General features: G+C 53.2%; 16 protein-coding genes. 11 read left to right on the top strand and 5 right to left on the bottom strand.

Features of this window, described 5'->3' with window-relative positions; genetic code table 11:
- The first annotated feature begins 48 nt into the window (after window positions 1-48).
- The 3 genes from EI42_RS03475 to EI42_RS03465 all read left to right on the top strand — a co-directional run bounded on the left by EI42_RS03475 (window position 49) and on the right by EI42_RS03465 (window position 4,550).
- A complete protein-coding gene (locus tag EI42_RS03475; protein WP_111318838.1) occupies window positions 49-2,622 on the top strand; it encodes a BACON domain-containing protein in 2,574 nt (857 codons plus the stop codon).
- A gap of 93 nt (window positions 2,623-2,715) precedes the next feature.
- Window positions 2,716-3,570, top strand: coding sequence for a hypothetical protein (locus tag EI42_RS03470; RefSeq protein ID WP_111318836.1), 855 nt, complete (start codon window positions 2,716-2,718; stop codon window positions 3,568-3,570).
- Between the two features lie 218 nt (window positions 3,571-3,788).
- Window positions 3,789-4,550: a sugar isomerase domain-containing protein gene (locus EI42_RS03465; protein ID WP_211326006.1), complete on the top strand. Its 762-nt coding sequence runs from the start codon at window positions 3,789-3,791 to the stop codon at window positions 4,548-4,550.
- A gap of 49 nt (window positions 4,551-4,599) precedes the next feature.
- Here EI42_RS03465 and nagZ read toward each other — a convergent pair whose 3' ends face one another.
- The 3 genes from nagZ to EI42_RS03450 all read right to left on the bottom strand — a co-directional run bounded on the left by nagZ (window position 4,600) and on the right by EI42_RS03450 (window position 8,083).
- Window positions 4,600-6,237 (bottom strand): beta-N-acetylhexosaminidase, encoded by a 1,638-nt coding sequence (nagZ, locus tag EI42_RS03460; protein ID WP_111318834.1) that lies wholly within the window; start codon window positions 6,235-6,237, stop codon window positions 4,600-4,602.
- 33 nt (window positions 6,238-6,270) lie between these two features.
- Complete coding sequence (locus EI42_RS03455) at window positions 6,271-7,227, bottom strand: BadF/BadG/BcrA/BcrD ATPase family protein (RefSeq protein ID WP_111318832.1); 957 nt, start codon at window positions 7,225-7,227, stop codon at window positions 6,271-6,273.
- Between the two features lie 106 nt (window positions 7,228-7,333).
- Window positions 7,334-8,083: a GntR family transcriptional regulator gene (locus EI42_RS03450; protein WP_111318830.1), complete on the bottom strand. Its 750-nt coding sequence runs from the start codon at window positions 8,081-8,083 to the stop codon at window positions 7,334-7,336.
- A 362-nt stretch (window positions 8,084-8,445) separates the two neighbouring features.
- Here EI42_RS03450 and nagA point away from each other — a divergent pair, with 362 nt between their 5' ends.
- Window positions 8,446-9,621, top strand: a complete 1,176-nt coding sequence (gene nagA / locus EI42_RS03445; RefSeq protein ID WP_111318828.1) for an N-acetylglucosamine-6-phosphate deacetylase — start codon at window positions 8,446-8,448, stop codon at window positions 9,619-9,621.
- Between the two features lie 60 nt (window positions 9,622-9,681).
- Here the strand turns inward: nagA and EI42_RS03440 are convergent, their stop codons facing one another.
- Window positions 9,682-10,716 carry an SIS domain-containing protein gene (locus tag EI42_RS03440; protein ID WP_111318826.1) on the bottom strand — a complete coding sequence of 345 codons (1,035 nt, stop codon included), beginning with the start codon at window positions 10,714-10,716 and terminating at the stop codon, window positions 9,682-9,684.
- 291 nt (window positions 10,717-11,007) lie between these two features.
- On the opposite strand from EI42_RS03440, the gene EI42_RS03435 reads away from it, so the two are divergent.
- The 7 genes from EI42_RS03435 to EI42_RS03405 all read left to right on the top strand — a co-directional run bounded on the left by EI42_RS03435 (window position 11,008) and on the right by EI42_RS03405 (window position 21,711).
- Window positions 11,008-12,930 (top strand): glycosyl hydrolase family 18 protein, encoded by a 1,923-nt coding sequence (locus EI42_RS03435; RefSeq protein WP_111318824.1) that lies wholly within the window; start codon window positions 11,008-11,010, stop codon window positions 12,928-12,930.
- A gap of 344 nt (window positions 12,931-13,274) precedes the next feature.
- Window positions 13,275-14,966: an ABC transporter substrate-binding protein gene (locus tag EI42_RS03430; protein ID WP_170142320.1), complete on the top strand. Its 1,692-nt coding sequence runs from the start codon at window positions 13,275-13,277 to the stop codon at window positions 14,964-14,966.
- Window positions 14,967-15,612: 646 nt separating this feature from the next.
- Complete coding sequence (locus tag EI42_RS03425) at window positions 15,613-17,253, top strand: ABC transporter substrate-binding protein (protein WP_170142319.1); 1,641 nt, start codon at window positions 15,613-15,615, stop codon at window positions 17,251-17,253.
- 223 nt (window positions 17,254-17,476) lie between these two features.
- Window positions 17,477-18,472, top strand: a complete 996-nt coding sequence (locus tag EI42_RS03420; protein WP_111318818.1) for an ABC transporter permease — start codon at window positions 17,477-17,479, stop codon at window positions 18,470-18,472.
- A 3-nt stretch (window positions 18,473-18,475) separates the two neighbouring features.
- Entirely contained in the window at window positions 18,476-19,495 is a 1,020-nt protein-coding gene (locus EI42_RS03415) for an ABC transporter permease (RefSeq protein WP_111318816.1), read from the top strand.
- Window positions 19,495-20,619, top strand: a complete 1,125-nt coding sequence (locus tag EI42_RS03410; protein WP_111318814.1) for an ABC transporter ATP-binding protein — start codon at window positions 19,495-19,497, stop codon at window positions 20,617-20,619. Before EI42_RS03415 ends, EI42_RS03410 begins: the two co-directional genes overlap by 1 nt.
- A gap of 3 nt (window positions 20,620-20,622) precedes the next feature.
- Complete coding sequence (locus tag EI42_RS03405) at window positions 20,623-21,711, top strand: ABC transporter ATP-binding protein (protein ID WP_111318812.1); 1,089 nt, start codon at window positions 20,623-20,625, stop codon at window positions 21,709-21,711.
- A 70-nt stretch (window positions 21,712-21,781) separates the two neighbouring features.
- Here the strand turns inward: EI42_RS03405 and prfA are convergent, their stop codons facing one another.
- Window positions 21,782-22,864 (bottom strand): peptide chain release factor 1, encoded by a 1,083-nt coding sequence (prfA, locus tag EI42_RS03400; protein ID WP_111318810.1) that lies wholly within the window; start codon window positions 22,862-22,864, stop codon window positions 21,782-21,784.
- Window positions 22,865-23,156: the final 292 nt, after the last annotated feature.

Raw genomic sequence — 23,156 nt, 5'->3', positions numbered from 1 at the left:
GCATTGTCCTAGCAACGAAACAGTATGTGCATGTAGAAAGAGAAGGATATGCGCCAATGTCTACGCTGTAACAGGGCAACGGTAGCATCTTCAGCTTTTTGCGAAAGCTGTCAAGCCTCACTTCTCAATCGTTCGCAGGAAGAAGGGGGAGCAGACATTCGCCAGGCACCTCCTGTTCGGCCACAGACGGATCAGGAGGAAGAGCGGAACCTTCCGGACGAAGGGGATTCTCACGGAACGCTTGTTTTGCGGGAGAATGCCCAACTTGTGAAGGAATTATCGCCAGTTCTTCAGGAGAACTCGCCTGCTTTACGTTCACTGCTCTCGGAGGTGCAGGAATTTCCTCCAGAAGTAGATGAGCTTTTACCGGCCCTGGAAGAGAAAACCATCACCGTTGAGCGGGAGAAACAACAGCCTATTCGTACGGGGGCTCTGAGTTCAACAGGTCAGCGCAAGGCTGTGGCAAAGCGTTTGCGCGCGGGTTTTCGGATTCTAACAGTTGTTGCCGTTCTGGCTCTGCTTGTTGATCTCTTACTGGTCTACTTTGTATTTTTGAACAGGAGCAGTAAGCAGGAACAGAGCAGCGCTTCGCCGATTATCATGGCCGTTCCCGGCATTGCCAGACGGGGGCAGCCGCTCAAGCTCCAGTTGAAATATTTTCCGTCTTCGTCGCAGGTATTACTGACCCGAGATATTCAGGAAAGTGTGCGTACTGAGAACGCTTCGCCCTTTCTCACGGTAAATGAGCAGGGCGAAGCGGAGGTCTTGCTGCATATTGATGATAGCTGGAAGGCCGGTAGCCACTCGATTCAGGCGCAGGATGTCCACACACACTATGTTGCCAGTACGGTGATAGAGGTCGTCGGGGCCGGTCGGGTGCAACCTCCACGGATTCAGATTCGACAGCGAATGCTTGACATGGGCGCCGCCCTTCAAGGGGCAAACACCATCCAGCCCTTGCAGCTCTTGAATAGTGGTGGTGGCGCAATCTCGTGGACGGCCAGCAGTAATCAGCGCTGGCTCTTCCTGACTCCGAGCCGGGGCACATTTAGTAGCGGTCAGAATATCGCGGTGGCCGTTTCCCGGGCAAAGATGGCTCCCGGAGAGTACAAAGGAGAAATTCAGATCGCGTCGAACACGGGAGTAGAGACGATTCAGGTCAAGATGGTCGTGCTCCCGTTGCATACTACCAGTAGTTCGGTCATGAGCGTTGTTGCTCCGGGGCTCTCTTTTACGACCAGTGATGGCGATGAAAAGCGGCAGGAGCAGACGCTGACGGTGCGGAATGAGGGGAAACAACCATTACGCTGGAAAGTCGCGGGAAAAGCTGCGATGCCCTCATTGATTGGAAGCCCGATCTTGCACAGCGATGTCGATTGGCTCACAATCAGCCCATCTCAAGGAGAGGTTGCGCCGGGCAAGACGCAGACTGTGCATGTCAGGGTGAAGAGCCGTGACCTTTTGCCCTATGTATACGGGAGCATTGTGACCTTTAGTGCGGAGCAGCAAACCCTGAACACACCTCAGTCGGTCGCAATCGCGCTTGATGTCCTGCCCGCCTGTGGGCTGGCAACCGATCGGCGCAATCTGAGCTTTGAGGCTGCACAGGGCCAGACAAACGTTGCGCCGCAACAGCTTGGTATCCATCTGGCCTCGACCTGTAATGGTCGCGTCTCCTGGAGGGCCAAAACGCAGGCTAAATGGCTCGCGGTATCTCCTGCATCGGGCTGGTTGGAAGCCGGCGGCAAGACCATGTTACAGGTCGAGGTGAAACAGACCGAGGCCGAGCAGCAGGGCTTCATCATTCTGGAAAGCAAGCAGCAGACACAAACAGTGCTGGTGCAGCTTCATCTTTCTTCGACGACGGCCGCAACGCCAACCGTCAATCAGATCACGCCTTCTGTACAGCCAACGGAAACAGCGAGCGAGACAGCAAAGGAGGCTTCATATACTGTGTTCCCCTCGCTGGTGACGTTTAATATCTCGCAGGGAAAGAGCGAGCGGCAACAGCAGGAGGTTCTGGTCTCCAATACCGGTCAGGGTGAGCTGTCATGGGAGGCACATATTGATTCGGCGGGCGCTGATTGGCTCTCTTTGACGCAGAACCGCGGTATGCTGGCAGCAGGAAAGTCGGATCATCTAACACTGGAAGTCGACCCAACAAATCTGAGGGTGGGGAGCTATAGCGCCTTAATCAAGATCTCTGTGACCGACATGCAGGGTAATACGGCAAATTTACCAGCCCAGGCGGTCACGGTCATGCTGAATGTGATTCCACCGTGCTCCTTTACGGCATCGCCCGCTGAACTGGTCTTTGGAGCCTCGCTGCTCAATCCGAAGCCTGGCGGCCAGGATATTCAGTTGAATGTTAGTGGAGCTTGTTCCTACCCGGTAACGTGGCAGGCTACGATTGATGCTGAGGGACAGGACTGGATCCAGCTCTCGCTCTCTTCAGGTGTTGACAACGGTCAGGGAAGCACGATTACGGTTCATGTCAATCCTGGAAACCGGTTGCTTGGAACGTACAAAGGAACAATTACTATTACAGCGGTCGATCAAAGGGGACAGGTGGTGCGAGGAAGTCCACAAAGTGTTACGGTAACGTTGAATGTACTGCCGTGAGGCGGCGCCGGGTCTGGTGTTTGGGGATGCTCCCGACATCGGGCCCGACGTGAGCGGCGGTAGATGTTGTGATTGGGGAAGGGCACTTTCGTTATGGGTGAGAATGAATCCTTTCAGGTGTCGCCACTTGAGCATGCGGTCACAACGGTTCTGGCCTGTTTAAGTCTGGTGAAATATAAAGCGGCACTGGAAGAGACGCAGAAACGTGAGTTGATCGGTGATCTGGAAAAAACGCTGCAATTTCTCAGTGATCTGGATGAAGCGTTTGCCACGCAACAGGAGGCCAGATCAGTACGGGGGAAGGAGAGCGAGGGCGAACAACGTGTCGATCAGCGCACGCTGGCGGATCTCTACAAGGTCTATCAAACCTATCTGGGGATGGAACGCGGCGGCGTGATGGGCTCTTTTGTCGGACGCTTTAATGAATCAATGACCACCATCGATGAGGTGCAAAAAATCATAGAAAACTATGGAAATGTCGAAAATTATGGAAATAGTCATGAGATCTATACAGGAGCACTCTCTATTGAAGATGCACTACATCGGGTACGTGGTTTTCTCGCGGATCTCTACTATATCTTCCTGGAGTTTATTCGAGCGCTTGCGGCAGTGTTACAGCACAGCAGCTCTCAAATCGACACCGAGGAACTATCATCACTGCCGTTCGCTGCCGATACCTCCACGCAGGCTCTACAAAAACCGTATGCTCCCCTGTTTCGAGTCTATGAAAAACACCTCCTGCTCAAGAATCGCAATGGCTCGCTTCAGCTTCACGTCAATGAGTCGATCGCCTTTCTTGAGTTCCTCAAGGAGAGTCTGAGCAAGGAGTTTCACAAGCGGGACGAGATGATTATACAGATGAATAAGATTGCTCGCTTGCTTCGTGAGTTTGAGCGGCTCCTGACCGAGTATGAGGGGATCATCTCTCGTTTATATCGTTCTTCTTGATTGAGAAGAGAAGCGCTGCCTGACTTACAGAGAATTGACATATCATGGCGTTGAAGGTACATTTTGCAGAGCGAACACCTTCTTTTTCGCGATACCGAAGAAGGAACTCGTTCGGAGCAAGGAGATAGTGGTGTATGCCTTGACATAGCTGTGAGGCGGGGGATGAGATGGAGAGTTCAGACCGTATATTTCTGCTTTAGCAGTAGAAGGATTGTAAAATGAGCGATCAGCAACGTTTCGGTATGGACCTTTTCTGGAATCAGGCTTCGGTCATAGTTGAGCGGGTTCTTCAAAGTCAGAAGGACGTCATTGCACGAGCGGCTGAAATCTTTGCCAGTAGCATCACACAGGGTGGCGTGATTCATGCGTATGGCACCGGTCATTCACGAGCGTTTGCGATGGAACTTGCTGGCCGGGCCGGAGGTCTTGTCCCGGTCAACCGGATGGATCTGGAGGACCTGGCATTGAAAGCGGGTTGGCCACACGAAGTCGTGGTGCATCCGGACATTGAACGCGATCCTGAAGCGGGAAAGCAGCTTCTTTCCTGCTATCGCATTGAGCCACATGACGCATTTATTTTCTGTTCGAATTCAGGCGTGAATGTTGCGATGGTGGAAGTGGCCCGGCAGGTGAAAGAAAAAGGATATCCTCTGGTTGTCGTAACCTCGATGCAGCACACACAGCGTGTGTCCTCGCGTCACCCCTCTGGCAAGAAGCTCTATGAATTTGCCGATGTGGTGATTGATAATCATGGTCCGTTCGGTGATGCTCTGCTGGAGCTGCCTGGTGGTGGAACTGCCTGTGCGGTCTCTTCGATCACCGGGGTATTGATTGCTCAGATGATAACGGCGGAAACAATCGGTCTGTTACTGGAACGAGGTGAAGAGGTACCGGTCTATATCTCGGCAAATGTTCCGGGAGGGATAGAACGAAATCTGGAAATTGTCAGGCGCTATGAGGGACGCATTCGCCCCGTATAACAGGTGTCAGGGAAGAGAGAGACTGTTTCTCTCTTCCCTGCGCAGGTTTCTAGAGATGGTGTCCGTGCTCATAGAGGCCGGGCAGGCTGACCGGCAGATGACCCTGAGCGGAGATCTCTCCGAAGAGAACACGAGCCGCCGCTGTTAAGGCAGGCGCGGTATACTCATAAGTGACCAGATAAGTGGTCAGCTCAGGGAAGGCCAGCAGGTCATACGGATTGTAGCCCGCGATGCCGATCAAGGGGCGACCGGTGCGCTGTAGATCTTTGAGTACCTGTGCCTGAGCCCGATCGATGTTGGCATTGACGGTGACGGCGATAATCAGATCTGCCTCGTTCGCTGCCTGAAGCAGTTCTGTGGGTGTGGCTTCATTCTCAACCGGCTTATAGGCGTGGGCTGTCACCTGCGGATGCCGCTCGCGTATGGCATGTGCCAGCACCTCGAATTGATGATACTGGTCGGTCGCTTTGGTCCAGATATCCTTCTGTGGATACACGAGCAGGACACGTTGTTCCGGTTGCAGGCGCAGTGGAAGCAGCCCCGCTTCATCTTTGATCACGGTTGTTGAGCGCTCATACGCTTGGGTGCTGAGTTCCTGATGCTCCGGGCTGTTCACAATAGTGTTTGTTTGCCTGGCAAGCGTATCCTCCCAGGAGAGGCGCCGCGCCTTGAGTTCAAGAACACGTTCCAGTGCCTCCTGAATTATTTCTTCTGAGATGACTCCTTTGGCGACCGCTTCCCGAATGGCGTTCAGGCCTTCAAGCTGATGCTCGTACACATGTGAGATCAGTACCAGATCGATGCCTGCTTGCAGCGCCATCACGCTTCCACGCGTGAAGCCGAAGGTCTTTGAAATGGCGTTCATTTCCAGACAGTCAGAAATGACAACGCCCTGATAGCCGAGCCGCTGTCGAAGCAAGCCGCGAATAATGGTTGAGGACAGCGTTGCGGGAATGCCCTCTTCCTCGATCAGGGTGGGGAAATACACGTGTGCTGTCATGATGCTATCGGCTCCGGCTGCGATGCCTGCCTTGAAGGGCACCAACTCCACCTGTTCAAGACGTTCGAGCGAATGGGCGATCACCGGAAGCGACAGGTGAGAGTCGACCGCGGTATCACCGTGTCCGGGGAAATGTTTCAAACAGGAGATGACACCTGCACGGGCATAGCCCTCCAGTGCAGCAACTCCCATACGGGCAACATCCTGAGGCACCTCACTAAAGGAGCGGTTCCCGATCACCGGGTTGGCCGGGTTATTATTGATGTCAACAACCGGAGCCAGATTCATGTTAATGCCCAGAGCCTTGAGTTCCTGGCCGCAGGCATAGGCTACGTCCTGTACCAGTTGTATTGACCCAGTTGCTCCCAGAGCCATATTACCAGGGAAGGCGGTTGATCCTTTGCCCAGGCGCTGGACCATTCCATTTTCTTGATCCACGGTAATGAGTAGAGGATAGCGATGTCCGGCCTCATGTGCGATGCGCTGAAGCTCGTACGTCAGGGCGCGCACCTGTGCGGTATCCTGCACATTCCGTGAGAACAGAATAATATTGCCAACATGATGGTTTTTGATCAGATCGACAATATCGGGTGAAGGTGTTGTCCCATGAAAGCCTACAACAAAGAGTTGCCCTATTTGTTCGTCGATGGACATATCGGCGGCGAGCTTTGCCGTGACAGGATGCATCTTGGCTGTTTCCTTTCGTCTAGTCCGAGAGTGTTAGAGTGCGTTCCAATCGCTGGCCGGCCCCATCGTAATGGTTGCCCGTGCTGCACTCACACCGGGCTCCTTGACAATGGCAACCGGCCCGATGGTAAATTCTTTGCGCAGGTGGGTCAGCATCTGTTCGCGGAAATGTTCCTGTCGAACAAGGAGACTGCCCGCAAGCGCCAGGGGCAGGCGTTTCTCTGGAAAGTCCAGTTGTCGCCCCAGGGCCGCTACTGCCAGAGCGAGCTCAGCGGCAGCGGTAGCGAGAATCTGCTGTGCAACGGTGTCGCCTGCTTCCGCGGCCTCGAAGACACAGCGGGAGAGATCGGCAATAATATGCTTTTCGCTGAACGGATAGACAAATGAGATAATGTCGTCCGGCGTATCGAGCTTCCAGTACCTCAGAATCAGGTCGAGAAGAAGAGTCTGCGGGCCTCGCCCGTCGGCAGCACGTGTAGCGGCGTGGAGAGCCTGACGACCGAGCTCAAAGCCGCTGCCCTCATCACCCATCACATGCCCCCAACCACCGGCACGCCTGACCTTGCCATTGTGATCTCGTCCCATCGCGATCGAGCCAGTGCCTGCGACAAGCGCGATTCCAATAGCCCCATCAAGTGCGCTCAGCAGTAATTCCGAATCGTTAGTAATCAATACATCGTTAGCAAGCGACTGGACCAGAGGGAAAACCCGTTCGTGGTCGCCGCGCTTTCGTTCAAAGCCGGCCAGTCCAAGCCAGGCTTTCTTGATGGTGATAGGGTCAGGAATTTGAAGCAGGGCCTTTGCCTGTTCGACAGCGAGAAAGATATTTCGGGTAGCTGTTTCAAGGCCCAGTGCTGCAATATTAGAGCTGCCAGCTTGTCCACGCGCCAGTTCTTCCCCCTGTCCATTCACGATAACGGCCAGTGTCTTGGTGCCTCCACCATCGACACCCAGATAGAGGGAAGTGGGAGAGGGGTTCGGTGTTGCCATATGTTTTGCTCTGCCTCCAAAAAGAGTAGATTTCTTTACAGGATATCGTATAGCGCGTCTCACTGGCTATGGTTTTTGCCGAAATAATGGTCCTGGTACAGGAATGCTATGGATTGCTCAGCAACTGGTCTCGCTTGAGATTGACATAAAAGGTGTACTTATGGCCGCAGTAGACCGAGGATGCAAATTCAACAGGGATATTGCGCTCGGTGTAGGTCGTGCGGCGGATATAAAGGACAGGGCTCCCGATCGGTATCTTGAGGTATTGTGCCTCTTCAGTCGTGGCAATACCGGCTTCAAGTTCTTGCTCCGCCTCGACGAGGGGAAGCCCATATTTTTTTTCGAGCAGCGCATAGAGCGATTGCCCCAGATCTTCTTCAAGCAGCCGCTCACAACCCATAAAACTGAGGTGTGAGCTTTCCAGGGCGAGGGGCTCATCATTGGCGAGACGCAAGCGGCGCAGGTGAAATACTGGTTGATTGGCTTTGATACGCAACCGCGTAATTGCCGCTTCGTCTGGAGTGCACATCTGTGCCAGTAAGACCCGTGTGCCTGGCTGCTGTCCTCGCGCTTTGATATCTTCAGTAAAGCTGGTCAGTCGTATGAGTTGCTGTGTGATCTTCTGATGACTGACAAACGTGCCTCTCCCTTGCTCACGGAAGAAGAGCCCTTCATTGACAAGTTCTGTGATGGCCTGCCTCGCTGTCATGCGGCTGATGCCGTACTGTTCGCAGAGCTCGCGTTCTGAGGGGATCAGGTCCCCGGGTTTCCATTCCCCGGCTTCTATTTTCTCCCGCATAATCTCTTTGAGTTGATAATAGCGGGGGAGGGGACCTTTTTTAAAAAGAGAACTCATACAAAAGCTTGTCCTATCTTTTCACCTGTCGGAGAGATATGCCCGGAATACAAGCTCCCGAGCTTGTCTGATGCGCTCATCAGCCCGGCCTGAACTCTCTTCTCAGCTTGCGCCATAGAGTGTGATTTTGTACCTATGCCTGCCTGCTACAATGAGAGGTAAAAGTATCAAGGTGATATAATTGGTATAATTGTATATACCACCTTCTCCTTGAATAATCTCATAATTTTGAACACTCGTCAAGAGACGCAAGACGGGGTACGATAGAGAACGTTGGTAATACGTGCTATTTCCATGAACACTCAAGAGCTAGTGACGAACAGAAACAAACCGGAGTGAAAAAATTCAAAGGAGAAAAACTCATGGGTTTCACATTACGAGGTGCGCGCCTTGTCGATGCTTCAACCGATCTTCCCGCAGGAGACATTATTGTTGATGGTGAGAAGATCCAGAGCGTGGGAGCAACTTTGACTGTAGCCGGGAAGGTCATAGATGTATCAGGGATGATTGTGACTCCCGGCTTTATTGATGTCCATACACATGGGGGTGGCGGCTTCGAGCTCCATACAACTAAGGTTGAGCAGATTTATGCTTACTCGCGCTGGGTTGCGTCAACCGGTGTGACTTCCTATCTGGTCGCGGTTGTCGGGACGCCAAATTGTGTCCCTGTCGCTCAAATGGAGACCGCCGTTCAAGCAATTGAGCACCAGCAGGACGGAGCAGAACCGCTCGGTATCCATCTTGAGGGCCCGTATATCAATGTCAAGAAGCGTGGGGCTCATCCGCCTGAGTGGCTGCGTATTCCTGATCCAGAGGAAACAGAAGAGGTGCTACGCGTGACGAACGGTCATCTACGGCTGGTCACGCTGGCGCCAGAGCTGCCCGGTGCGCCCGAGATGATCAAGCAACTGGTGGAGGCACAGGTTACGGTCAGTATGGGGCATACCGAGGCTGACTACCAGCAGGCGAAGGATGCTTTCGCGCAGGGTATCACCCATGTAACCCACTGCTTCAATGCGATGCGTCCGATGCTACACCGCGAGCCTGGCCCGCTGCCCGCTCTATTTGAAGCGCCGAAACATGTGAAGGGCGAACTGATTCCTGATGGCTATCATGTGGACCCGGCCATGATGCGTGTACTGGTGAAGCTGCTCGGTCCGGACCGCACGATTATCGTCACCGACGCTCAGGCTGGCGCTGGTATTCCCGATGCTGTATTTGAATTTGCTGGTCAGACCGTCTATGCTATGTGTGGCGCTGCCCGTTTTAAGGATGGCACCCTTGCCGGGAGTATCCTGACGTTGGATAAGGGGTTGCATAATGTGCTTGAACTGACCGGTGTCAATCTCCAGGAGGCTATCACGATGATGACCCTGAACCCGGCGCAATCGATTCATGTGGATTCCCGCAAAGGTCTGCTCAAGACGGGCTATGACGCGGACCTGCTGCTTTTTGATTCCTCATTGACCCTGCAAGCAACTATCTGTCGTGGCCGGATTATATATGCAACCGAGGACTGGCGCGAGCGCTTCCTGTAGTCTTCTGGCTTGCAAAAAACAACGCACCGAATGAGCCGCTTCGGTGCGTTGTTTGCTTTCTTAAAGCGTCCGTGTGACTTTTTGGAGCCCGCGCGGTACATCCGGGTTAAGGCGTTTTGCCAGGGTAAGATGCAATGCCAGAACCTGCCCGGGCAAGATGGCAGTGATCGGACTGAGCCACTCGGGCAGGGCCGCCGCAATGGGCATTGGCGTTTGAGCGAGTTCTAACGCCTGCTCTGAGTCTGAAATGATCAGGAGCTCGGCTTCAAGCTTCTGGAGATCTTTGGCCAGCTCGATCATGTCCTGATAGGCGGCTCCCCGGGGCATAATCAGAATGGTTGGTGTACCGCTGTCGATGGTGGCAATCGGCCCGTGACGGAAGTCAGCGGAGGAATAGGAGATTGCCATCACATAGGTGAGTTCCTTAAGCTTCAGTCCGAGCTCGAACGAGGTCGAATAGTTATAGCCGCGCCCGACAACAACGCAATGTTCCATATAGCGATATCGCTCGGCAAGTGGTGCCAGTTGCTTTGAGCGCTCAAGGGTACGCGTCATTGCCTCCGGTATCTGCTTGATCTCTTCAAAGCGCTGCTGGTCTCCGCTAAGAGCCGCGGCAAACAGCATCATGACAGCAAGCTGTGCCGTGTAGGTTTTGGTGGCGGCTACTGCTCGTTCGAGCCCTGCATGCAGTTCAACGACGTGATCCGCGATAGTAGCGAGTGGTGAGTTCGCATCATTAGTAATGGCGATGGTGGGTCGTCCCTGTCGTTTTGCCTCTTCCAGCACGGAAACAATATCGGGCGATTGGCCGGATTGCGAGATGCCCACGACCAGCGCGTTATGGAGGCGTGGCGGGTGCTTATAGAGCGTATGAAGGGAGGGAGCGGCCAGGGCAATAGGATAGCCTCCGAGCGTTGACCAGGCATACTTGGCGTAAGTGGCCGCGTGGTCGGATGAGCCACGAGCAGCGATAACGATATAGTCGAAGGGTGGTAACTGAGCGACGATCTCGGAGATATGCTGTGTTTCTTGCTCCAGGAGTGTTGTAATGACCTGGGGCTGACTGTATATTTCTTGTTCAAGCAGCGATGACATCTGAATCCTCCTGCTGAAAGTCCATCATGGAGAAAAAGCGTCAGATCTTCTTTCACTACTATACCATACGCTGTAGTATAGTGGTCTAGATGTCTTGACAAATACGTTATTTGTAGGTACAGTTTTTAGCAGAAGCGATTCCTCTGTAGCTTTCATCAGAAAAGAGAGGGCAAAAAGTGTGCCTGTGGCCCTTCCTTGTTTGTAGCGTCAGTCCTTGTAGTACAAGGAAGTCATTGTAGCTCCGGAATAGATAGTGCAATCTCCTGGCAGGATGCCGGAAAGGATTGTTGTATGCTACAACGCTATCGACTACCGATGCTTATTGTTCCTCTGCTCTTTGTCCTGGTCTCCTCTGGCCTGATCGCGCTCTGTCAGCCACTTGGGGCGCGAGCTGCCTCTGATGTGAAAGTCCAGTACCGGGGCTCCGGGGGCGCAACTGCACAGGAATTAACTCCATGGCTACGGATCGTGAATACCGGGAGTGCCAACGTCTCGTTGTCCGAACTGAAGGTCCGATATTGGTTTACGCGTGACTCCAATGCAACTGTGAATGTGGCCTGTGATTGGGCGGTGATCGGGTGTGGCTCGATTACGCGCACAACCGGAACACTTGCCTCCCCCAAACCGCAGGCCGATTCCTATGTTGAACTTGGCTTCTCATCAGGAACAGTGAACGCGAATAGCAACACCGGTGAAATTCAACTCCGTATCTATAAGTCGGATTGGAGCACCTTTACGCAAAGTAACGACTACTCGTATGATGCCAGCAAGACGGCATTTGTCGACTGGGATCATGTTACTCTGTATCGGAACGGTCAACTCGTCTGGGGTGTAGAGCCCGGCGGCAACACCGGCCCGACTCCGACCCCGACAACGCCAACTCCGACACCAACAACTCCGACCGTGACCCCGATTCCAACAACTCCGACCGTAACGCCAACGCCTCCACCGGGTAATAAGAAGCAGGTTGTGGGCTACTTCGTGCAGTGGGGCATTTATGAGCGTCAATATTACGTCAAGAATCTTGTGACATCTGGCTCAATGAACACTCTCACGACGATTAACTATGCCTTCGGCAATATCAGCACCAGCCTGCGATGCTACGAGGAGAATCGCGCCGGGTGGGGGGATTCCTGGGCCGATTATCAGCGCTCGTTCCAGGCGAGTGAGAGTGTTGATGGCGTCGGCGACACCTGGGATCAGCCCTTGAAGGGGAACTTCAACCAGTTGAAGAAACTCAAGGCCAGGTACCCCAATGTAAAGATCCTCATCTCTCTGGGTGGCTGGACCTGGTCAGGGCGTTTCTCGGATGCTGCTTTGCCCGCCAATCGTGCGGCCTTTGTTAAGTCCTGTATTGACCAGTACATCAAGGGAAATTTGCCGCAGATAGATGGCGATCCTGCTGGTGGGAATGGCGCCGCTGCTGGCATCTTTGACGGTATCGATATTGACTGGGAGTATCCGGCGATGCCTGCCTTTGAGGGTGACCCGAGCCGGGGCATTCCGCCCAATACATACCGTCCGGAAGACACGCAGAACTATACTGCCTTGCTGGCCGAATTCCGCAAGCAGCTTGATGAGATCGGCGCTCAGAACGGGAAGCACTACCTGTTGACGGCGGCAGTTCCGTCGGGTGTTGATAAAATCGAGAAGATTCAGGTGAACTCGTTCTCGCAGTACCTTGATTGGGTCAACGTTATGACCTATGATATGCACGGTGCATGGGATGCGCAGGGGCCGACAAATTTCCAGTCGCCTTTGTATCCTTCGCCGAATGATCCATCAACGGGCGTGCAGAAGAACTACAACATCGACTTTGCGATTCAGCAGTATCTCAATGGTGGGGTTCCGGCAGGCAAGCTCTTGCTCGGTGTGCCCTTCTATGGGAGAGGCTGGACAAATGTGCCCAATCAGAACAATGGTCTCTATCAGACAAGCCCGAATATGCAGCCAGCTCCGGGCACCTACGAACAGGGCATTGAGGACTATAAGGTGCTGAAGAAGCTTGCGGGCTATACCAGCTACCGTGATCCGATTACCCATTCTTACTGGCTGTTTAACGGGTCAACGTTCTGGACGCTGGATGATCCCGTTGCCCTGAAAGATAAGATCAATTACCTGAAGAGTAAGGGCCTGGGCGGGCTTATGGCCTGGGAAATGGATGGCGATGATGGTACGCTGATACAGGCTATTCACGAGGGCATTTCTGGTTAAGGGAGACGGGCACGCTTCACGCCTTGTCATCTGAGAAGGTACCCTTCACCAGAGGAATCGCTTACGCTGTAGTCCTCCATACCAAAATGTGCTAGTGGAGGACTACAGGTTTTTTCTTAGAAGTTAAGCTGTAGTATACTGTATTTCCGCCAGATGAAATCTGGAACGTGTTTCCTTGCTCTCCTGGTTCCCCTTTCGTTCCAGTGATGCCAGAGGATACTTCTTATCGTATCGAGAGAAGCAAAGGGAGAGATGTATGCATTTTATAAATACATGCATTTCACTACATCTATTTCTATTGACGCGTCATGCTAAGGCGCGGTTCTCCGGTTCAGGAGGTTTGTATGAAGCCGACGTCAGACAGGGCAAGCAAGCGGGGCCGGGCGGGGGCCTTGCTCTTGCTAATGCTGCTGGTGCTCTCTTTTCTGCTCACTGCGTGTAGTGGCGGGGCAGAGACGCCAAAAGAACAGAAATCCCATGTGCTTAATGGCATTGCAACCGTCGATGAAAAGTATACGAAAGATATGAATCCTTTTTCGTCGACAGCGAATCCGGGCGTGAGTAGTTTGATCTATGAGCCGCTCATATTTACGAACATTATGGATAACTCCCTGACTCCCTGGCTTGCCAGCGGGTATAGTTTCTCGAAGGATCTGGGGACATTGACCCTGACCTTACGCAAGGGGGTGATGTGGTCAGATGGTATTCCTTTTACTGCGAATGACGTTCTTTTTACCTTCCGACTGCTCAAAAAGTATCCCTCGATGGACGTGAATAACCTCTGGGCATATCTCGCAAATGTAGAGGCACCAGATCAGTACACCGTGGTCTTATCCTTTGCCAGACCATATCCGCCGTTGCTCTGGTCGGTAGGAAAAACAACACCGGTGCCAGAACATGTCTTCTCCAGAGTTGCCGATCCGCGCCCGGGCCACTTTATCAATGAGAGCCCGGTGGGGACAGGCCCATATCTTTTGAAAAGCTTTGATCCATATCTTGTGCAGTATGTCAAGAATACGCGCTACTGGCAGGCCGACAAGGCGCAGATCTCTGAGGTTCGGTTCCATGTACTCAAAAATAATAATGAGGCGTGGGAAGGTGTCGCAAGTGGTCGCTATGACTGGTCGGGAATTTTCCCCTCGGGTGATATTAACGCAACCTATGTGAAGAAAGATCCCGCCCATAACCACTACTGGTTTGCTCCCTATGCTAATCTGATGCTCTTTGTGAACCATGAGCGTGCGCCGTTCAATATCCTGCCCATCCGTCAGGCGATCAGTCTGGCACTTGATCGCGAGCGGATGTTTAAAGATGCGGAGGGCGGCTATGAGCCGGTGGCAAGTCCAACGGCGGTGGTCTTGCCCGGACATAAAAAGTTCCTTGATCCGCAATATGCCAACCTGAAGTTCTCACGTGATCTGGATCAGGCGAAATCGCTGCTGGCAGCTCAAGGCTATCGCGCTGGAGCGGATGGTATCCTGCAATCATCACTGGGAACCCGGCTCTCGTTTAATCTGGTTGTGCCCGCCGATTGGAGTGACTGGGTTGAAGTCTGTAAGATTATCCAGGACAACTTGAAGGCGGTTGGCATCGAGGTCAAGCTGAATGGCCTCTCGGTGCAGAAATATTATGAGGCCCGCTCGCTTGGCGATTTTGATATGCTACTTGGTACAACGACGCCCTCGCCGCATCCTTTCTATATGTATGATATGCTGCTCAATAGCAGTCAGGTGCCGCCCGTAGGGGAAGCTGCCGTCTCCAACTACGAGCGCTGGCGTGATGCCGAGACTAACGAGTTGCTGAATCAATATGCTGGCACGATTGACCCCAAAGTGCAGCAGCAGGCGCTGAACGGTTTGCAGCGTATTATGGTGGAGAAGCTGCCGGCTATCCCGCTACTCTATGCCGCGATGTGGTTTGAGTACAACGATAAGCGGTTTACTGGCTGGCCAAACGAAAAGAACCCGTATGCCAGTGCTCAGGTTACTGACTCTGACAACATTATGGTCATCTTAAATCTCAAACCGGTGAGCTAAGCTGAAGGAGAGTGGTTTGATCGACCGCTCTCCTTTTTTTGAAATAGTCGAGCGTACGCTGAGAACTTTTCTAGAGCTGATGCGTAGTATAATGTGCCATAATCGAACGAATAGACACGCCGCTCGTCGAAAGATCAGCAGTTCCCTGCACCTTTTGCTAACGAGTTCCAGGATCATTGCGCGGAATTGATGGTCTAGTGGTCTAGATGACTTGACGATTTGATAAAGAAGAGGTACAGTACATACATACTTTGTTTCAGACAGAACGCGATGAAGCGTAATTGTACCTTGAACAATGTCTCTCCTTGAAAAAGGGGAAGGCAGAAAGGAGAGGATAGCCACCGGGAAAACAGAGGAAAGAAGCAGACCCGGAAGAGAAGAGCAAAAGATACCTGCTTTGGTTTTACTCTGAGAAATATACATCGAAAAGCGTAGATGCTTCTATAAACAGTGAACCCGTTACCATGGTGGTAACATAGTGCACATCTGGCAGAACTCATCGGTATCTTTCTTTTGACCCTATTCTAAATCTATTTGCTGTGCTGTGCGGCGGGCAGGGATAGTGCGCCGCCAAGTCAGTGTTAGGAGGTTACTTGTGTCTCCCAACTCTCACGCAACGACCGCGCGAGTAAAAGCAAAGATGAGCATGGCACTCTTCTCTGTGCTCATACTCTTTGCCGTTTTACTGACGGCCTGTGGTGGTGGTAACCCAGCGACGGGAAACAACACCACACCGAACAATAAGAAAGCTATCCTCAATCTAGGTGCCCACGTTGGTGGTCCCTATGTGCGAGCGACCAGCCCGTTCAACCCGAGTGCGAATGAAGGCATTCTGGGTTTTGTGTATGAGCCGCTCTATTTCGTCAACCAGATTGACGGGAAAGAAACGCCGCTGCTGGCTTCGAGCTATCAGTGGAGCGAGGACTTTAAGAAGCTGACCTTCACCATCCGTGAGAACGTGAAATGGAGCGATGGTCAGGCGTTCTCCGCCGAAGACGTGGCTTTCACCTACAATCTGTTGAAGAAGTTCCCGGCAACCGATACCCGCGGTTTGTGGAACTACTTGACCAGTGCTGAAGCTCCCGACGCGAAGACGGTTGTGATTACCTTCAAGCAGTCCTATACCCCGCTGTTCTATAACCTTGCTTCACAGGTGCCAATGGTTCCAAAGCATATCTTTGAGAAAGTCAAAGATCCTGTGACGTACAACGAAGATCCTGTTGGAACCGGACCTTTCAAGTTTGATAAGCTGACTCCTCAGATGATCACTTACAAGAAGAACGCGGATTACTGGCAGGCCGACAAAGTTCAGATTGAGGAACTGCGCCTCCCGCAGGTGACAGACAATAACGTCCTCTTGCAGAAACTGATTGCCGGTCAGATCGACTGGGGTAGCTTCTTCCCTGAGGGCAGCCTGGATCAGACCTTCGTGTCCAAAGATCCGCAGAACAATCATTACTGGATGCCGCCGTACGCGATGTTCTCCATGTACATCAATCTGACCAAAGAGCCGCTGAACGATGTGGCGCTGCGTCAGGCGATGGCCTGGGCTCTGGACCGTGACCAGCTTGCCAAGCAGGCTGAGGGTGGGTATGTTGATGGCGGTAATCAGTATGGCCTCGTGACCCCGAACCAGAACAGCTACATTGATAGCTCCCTCGAAAAGATTTCGTACAATAAAGAAAAGGCAAACGAGATTCTTGACAAGGCCGGTTACACCAAAGGCTCTGATGGTGTCCGCACCAAGAATGGTCAGCGGCTCTCCTTCAAGCTGAACCTGCCTGCCGGTTGGACCGACTGGGAAAAGATGGCCTCGATCATTCAGGCAAACCTGAAAGAGATCGGCATCGACATTCAGGTGAATGGCTTGCAGCAGGCGAACTGGACCGATGCGTTGAACAACCAGAAATATGATCTTTCGATCGGTGGTACATACAGCGGTCCTTCTCCCTACTATCAGTTCAACAACCACCTGAACAGCGCCAACATCGGCCACAACGGCCAGAACTGGTCCGCCTGGAAGGATGACGAAACTGACAAGCTGCTCAATCAGTATGTCAGCAACTCGGCCAACAAGGACGAGCAGACGAAAGCCATTCACGGCCTTGAGAAAGTCATGGTTGAGAAGGTTCCGTTCATCCCTCTGGTCAACGCTGGCGGTTGGTTCGAGTACACCACCAAGAATTTCACCGGTTGGCCGAATAAGGATAATGCGTACGCGCTTGGTCCTACCTGGTCCTTCCCTGATAACCTGATGGTTGTGACCAACCTGAAGCTGAAGAGCTAAGACACACGCTCTTCAGGCCCGTGGCCTCGATACATGGAATGGCCTGGCAGGGCCCAGGCCATTCTTTATTGTATGAGAAAGGCACAAAAGATTGCGTTACATTTGCTTCCCAAATACTCTATAGGTTATTCTTAGGAGGAGAACGGTAAAATCCCGGCTCCTTTCAGGAAGAAGCGCATACGCAACAAATCTGCCCAAGGAGTAACACCAAAGGAGTAATAATATGCGTCACTTGCTCCGTCGCATATTTTTCTACCTGGCAGCCGTGTGGGTTGCCATTACATTGAACTTCTTCATTCCGCGTCTGGCCCCCGGTAACCCCGCGCAGGCTCTGGTCGCTCGATTGGCACAAAAAGGGCCGGTTCCGCCCGAGATGCTGAAAGCGGTTGAGGCGGCTTTCGGCATTAATTCCAGCATGCCACTCTGGCAGCAATATTTCGTCTATCTTGGTGATCTATTGCGTGGCAACTTTGGGATGTCCTATACCTACTATCCCAACCAGGTTTCTGATGTAATTGGCCAGAGTGTGATCTGGACCCTGATTCTGGGCGGCGTGGCTGTTGTCTTGAGCTTCTTACTCGGGAGTTTGATCGGTGCAGTTCTTGCCTGGAAGCGTGGCTCTCTGGGTGACTCGGTCTTAGTACCCTTGATGAACTTCCTCTCGGCGATTCCCTATTTCTGGCTGGCAATGATTATTGTCTTCTATCTGGGGTTTGTCCTGCGGTGGTTCCCGTTCTCTGATGGCTATGACCTGGATCTGGATATTGGCCTGTATCCCGAATTTATCGGTAGCGTTATCGTTCACTCTATCCTGCCCGCGCTGACCATTGTGCTCTCTTCTATTGCTGGCTGGATGCTCACTATGCGTAACTCGATGGTGACAACGCTTTCCGAAGACTACGTGCTCATGGCCCGAGCGAAAGGACTGTCTTCACGCCGAGTGATGTTTGCCTACGCGGCCCGCAATGCGATCCTGCCGAACATTTCTGGCTTTGCCATTGCGATCGGCGGTGTGGTTGGCGGTCAGTTGATGACTGAGATTATCTTCTCCTATCCCGGTATCGGCTATTCGCTCTTGCAGGCGGTGCAGGGTCAGGACTACCCGCTGATTCAGACCATCTTCCTGATTATCGCGCTGGCGATTCTCGGGGCGAATTTCCTTGCGGATATGCTCTATGTGGTTCTGGACCCGAGGGTGCGTCAGGAGAGGAGTGCATAACATATGGGTAAATCCAGTTTCTATCCAGATGACGCAGTAGCTACTTCGCAGCAGAAAACGGAGAAAGGTATGCTGGCTCCTTCTCAAGCTGAAGCTGTGATTGAGTCACAGCTTCATCCCTCGTTCTTTCAGCGGCTGGGCGGCGCTCTCTCTGCCTTCTGGCGAGCCTGTACCTCAAATAAGAAGGTTGCAATTGGATGCGTGGTTGTCTTCTTCTTTATCCTGGTCGGCCTGATTGGTCCCATGCTGATTCAGGGTGATCCGAATGCGGTCTCGCATAACGCTAATCAAGCACCTTCTGCACAGTATTGGCTCGGGACCGATGCGACCGGACGCGATCTGTTCAAGCAGCTCATCGCCGGAACGCGAACCTCCGTGTTTATGAGTCTGGCAACGGGGGCGTTGGTCACACTGTTCTCGATTCTGGTTGGGGTGGTTGGTGGCTACTTCGGCGGCCTGGTTGATGACCTGTTGACGCTGCTGACAAACGTCTTCCTGGTGCTGCCCTCTCTGCCTCTGGCAATTGTGCTGGCCTCCTATTTCCCGCGCAATGAGTTGACGGTTGCGCTGGTCATTGCCTTCACAAACTGGGCCTGGGGCGCACGGGTGTTGCGTTCAGTCACTTTGACAATGCGTGGACGTGACTTTGTGACGGCTGCGCGTGCCAGCGGTGAGAGTACCTGGCGCATCATTTTCTTTGAGGTGTTGCCCAATCAGCTTTCAATCATCGCGGCAAGCTTTGTCAGCACCACCGTGTTTGTGATCGTTTTCTCTGCGTCTCTGGACTTTCTGGGTCTGGGCGATCCGTCGAATGCAAGCTGGGGCGGTATGCTGCAACTGGCTTATAAGAGTAATGCATTGATGCTTCAGCAGTGGTGGTGGTTTGTGCCACCTGGCCTGTGTGTTGCATTGCTTGGAGCCGGCCTCTCTTTGATCAACTTCGGTATTGATGAGATTGCTGATCCGCGCCTGCGCAGTGAGCCTGTACCAAAGGAACTGAAACGTAGGAAGGTGATAGTCTAATGGCTACACAGACAAAAACTGAAACATTGCTTGAAGTCAAAAATCTAAGCGTCGACTACTTCGCGGCCAGCGGCACCGTGCACGCGGTCCGCGAAGTCAGCTTTACGCTCAATCGTGGCGAAATTCTCGGGCTTGCAGGCGAGAGTGGCTGCGGAAAGTCAACCCTGGCCTTTGGGGTCGCCCGCCTGCTGCGTCCTCCCGCCTATATTACCGGCGGTGAGGTGATCTATCATCCTCCTGCTTCGCGTGAGGAGCAGGACGCGATTCAGCGTTCCTCGCGCAAGACTGGTAGTGAGCCGGTGGATATTATGCGTCTCTCTCCTGCGGAACTTCGGGCCTTTCGCTGGAATGACCTTGCCGTGGTGTTCCAGAGTGCCATGAACTCGCTCAACCCGGTCATGAGCATCGGTGCCCAGATTATGGATGTGCTTAAGACGCACCGCCCGGATATGGGAAGCGATCGCCGCAAGAAGCGCGCCGCCGAGCTCCTCGAACTTGTTGGTATTGCCCCCGATCGCCTCAAGAGCTACCCGCACGAACTGAGTGGTGGTATGCGTCAGAGGGCCGCGATCGCGATTGCACTGGCTCTAAACCCCGAAATCATTATTATGGATGAGCCGACCACGGCGCTTGATGTAGTGGTACAGCGTGAAATCCTGCAATTGATCAGCTCCCTCTGTAAAGAGCTCTCCACTGCATTGATCTTTATCACGCATGATCTTTCGCTGCTGATCGAGCTGGCTGACAAGATCGCGATTATGTATGCTGGCACCATGATTGAAAAGTCGAGCAGTGTTGATATTTATACCAACCCCCGGCACCCGTATAGCTTTGGCTTGCTTAACTCGTTCCCGAATCTGCGTGGTCCACGGCGCAAGATGGCCGGTATTCCTGGCACCCCTCCCGACCTGCGCCATATTCCTACAGGCTGCCCGTTCCAGGATCGTTGCCCGCTGGTATATGATCAGTGCCGCAGCGTTGTTCCCGAGTTGCAGCCCGCGACCCCCGAGAAACCAAACCAGCTTGTCGCCTGCCACCTGTATGATAAGCGCTACCAGTCGGGCGTTACGCCGACAAAAGAAGTTTTTGCCCAGCGCTATGAAGCTCTGGCCGGAAGGGAGTAACGAATGAGTACTGCCAATCAAGAGATGCGCACAGAACTCGATACATCGGTTCAGCCAATCATGGAGGCTATCAAACTCAAGAAGGACTTCCCGCTCCGTCAGGTTCGTCTCTGGGGCGCTCCCGAGGCTGTGCATGCGGTAGAAGAAGCAACGCTTTCTCTCTATCCCGGGCGTGCGACCGCTCTGGTTGGTGAGAGTGGTAGCGGCAAGACGACAGTTGCGCGTATGCTGGCGCGTCTGTACGATCCCACGTCAGGCTCGATTCTCTTCCGAGGAGAGCCGGTGAAGTTGCAGCGCAGTGCAGCGGCGCTCCGCCAGTATCGCCGTCACGTGCAGATGGTCTTTCAAGATCCATTTGGTTCGCTTAACCCGATTCATAGTATTCGCTATATTCTCTCACGCCCGCTACGCATTCATGGCCATGTGCGCAACTCTCGTGAGGAGACCGAGCAGGTGCTTGCCCTGTTGCGCCGTGTGAACCTGACCCCTGCCGAGCAATTCATTCTGAAATACCCGCACCAGCTTAGCGGTGGCCAGCGCCAGCGTATCGCAATCGCGCGCGCTCTGGCTGTCAAGCCGGAGGTGCTGCTTGCCGACGAGCCGGTTTCGATGCTGGATGTTTCGATCCGCCTGGATATCCTCAACCTCCTGCGTCGCCTGAAGGATGAAGAGAAGCTGGCGCTGCTCTATATCACACACGATATTGCCAGCGCTCGCTACTTCGCTGAAGAGACGCTGGTGATGTATGCAGGCCAGATGGTTGAGGGTGGCCCAAGTGAAGAGGTCACACAGACGCCGAAGCATCCATACACGCAGTTATTGTTGTCCGCTGCCCCCGATCCCGACCGTATTAAGGGGCAGGGCTTCGCCAAGCTGCCCGCACGTGGTGAGATCCCGAGCCTGATTAAACCTCCGACTGGATGCCGCTTCCATCCGCGCTGTCCGCATGCGATGCCGGTCTGTAAAGAGCGCTTCCCTGGACGTACCGACCTGGGACATGGTCACTGGACCCATTGTTTCCTCTATGGGGAGGGCAAGCCGATTCAGGTTCAGAAGAAAACAGATCAGGCCGCAACCAACGACCAGAAATAGAAACGCAGTCAAAAAGAAAGGCTCTCATTCCACGAACGGAGTGAGAGCCCTTTTTTGTGCTGGCTGGCAATTAGACTTCCGCAAACATGCTTTGCAGCTTTTCGGCCTGCTCAACGGTAATCAGGTTATCGATGAACTCATCGATGTTGCCGTTCAGGATGCCGGGGAGATTATGCTTCGACAGGCCAATACGGTGGTCGGTGACGCGGTCCTGTGGGAAGTTGTAGGTGCGAATCTTCTCACTGCGATCGCCCGTCTGGACCTGGGAGCGGCGAGCTTTGCCCTGCTCTTCCTGGCGACGAGCTTGCTCCATGTCCCACAGACGTGCTTTCAGCACCGAGAGCGCTTTTTGCTTGTTCTTCAACTGCGACTTCTCGTCCTGACAGGTAACCACCAGACCAGTGGGCAGGTGGGTGATCCGCACTGCCGAGTCGGTGGTGTTCACGCTCTGGCCTCCATGACCGGAGGAGCGATATACATCTACGCGGATATCATTGTCTTTGATCTCAATCTCGATATCATCATCTGCCTCTGGCAGCACAATGACTTTCGCGGTCGAAGTATGGATACGGCCTTTCGCCTCTGTGGTGGGGACACGTTGAACGCGATGCGTGCCGCCCTCGTATTTCAGCCGACTGTATGCGCCTTTGCCCTTGACGGTAAAGGTGACGTCACGAATGCCGCCCTGTTCAGTCTCGTTAATATCCATGACCTCGATCTTCCAACGGCGGCTATCAGCATAGCGGCTATACATGCGGAAGAGGTCGGCTGCGAAGAGAGCCGCTTCTTCACCGCCAGCGCCACCCTGAATGGTGACAATGGCGTTCTTGTCGTCCATAATATCCTTTGGCAGCAGCGCGATCTGAATCTCTTCAAGGAGCTTCTCTTTGCGCTTTTTCAGTTGCTCCATCTCCTCAAAGGCAAGATCACGCATCTCGCCCTCTTCAAGCTCATAGAGCTCCTGGGCCTCTTTTAACTGCTGCTCGGTCTCGGTCAACTCAGTATATTTCTGGACAACCGGGGCCAGTTCGGCCTGTTCACGGCCGTACCGTTGCAGCAGGGAGACGTCGGCCAGGACATCAGGCTGTACCATAAGCTCTTTCAGCTCTTCATAGCGCTGTGCCAGACCGGCGAGTTTCTGCTTTAAATCCATAGTTGTCTTCTCTTCCTCTCACTTATTCTCTTTCTACCACTCTACGGACACCTGAAGGGATTCTGGCACTGGAAAGACATGCCGGAGTTGGTAGAAAATACTTCTCTCTGTTTATAATCGTTGGATACAGGGAAATGTTCAGAAAAAAGATACAGATTATTATGAGGGCAAAAAGGAGGTATCGCTACCCGGCTGTCAGCAGGTAACGTTTGTGTAGATTGTAGAGAATATGGCTTTGTTCCAGCATGAAGCTGGCGTTGATGGAAAGCGTCATACAGCTCATGTCAGTATT

The sequence above is a fragment of the Thermosporothrix hazakensis genome (assembly GCF_003253565.1).
Lineage (GTDB): Bacteria > Chloroflexota > Ktedonobacteria > Ktedonobacterales > Ktedonobacteraceae > Thermosporothrix > Thermosporothrix hazakensis.
The sequence above is the reverse complement of the archived record's forward strand: the minus strand, read 5'-3'. Positions and strand labels throughout refer to the sequence as shown.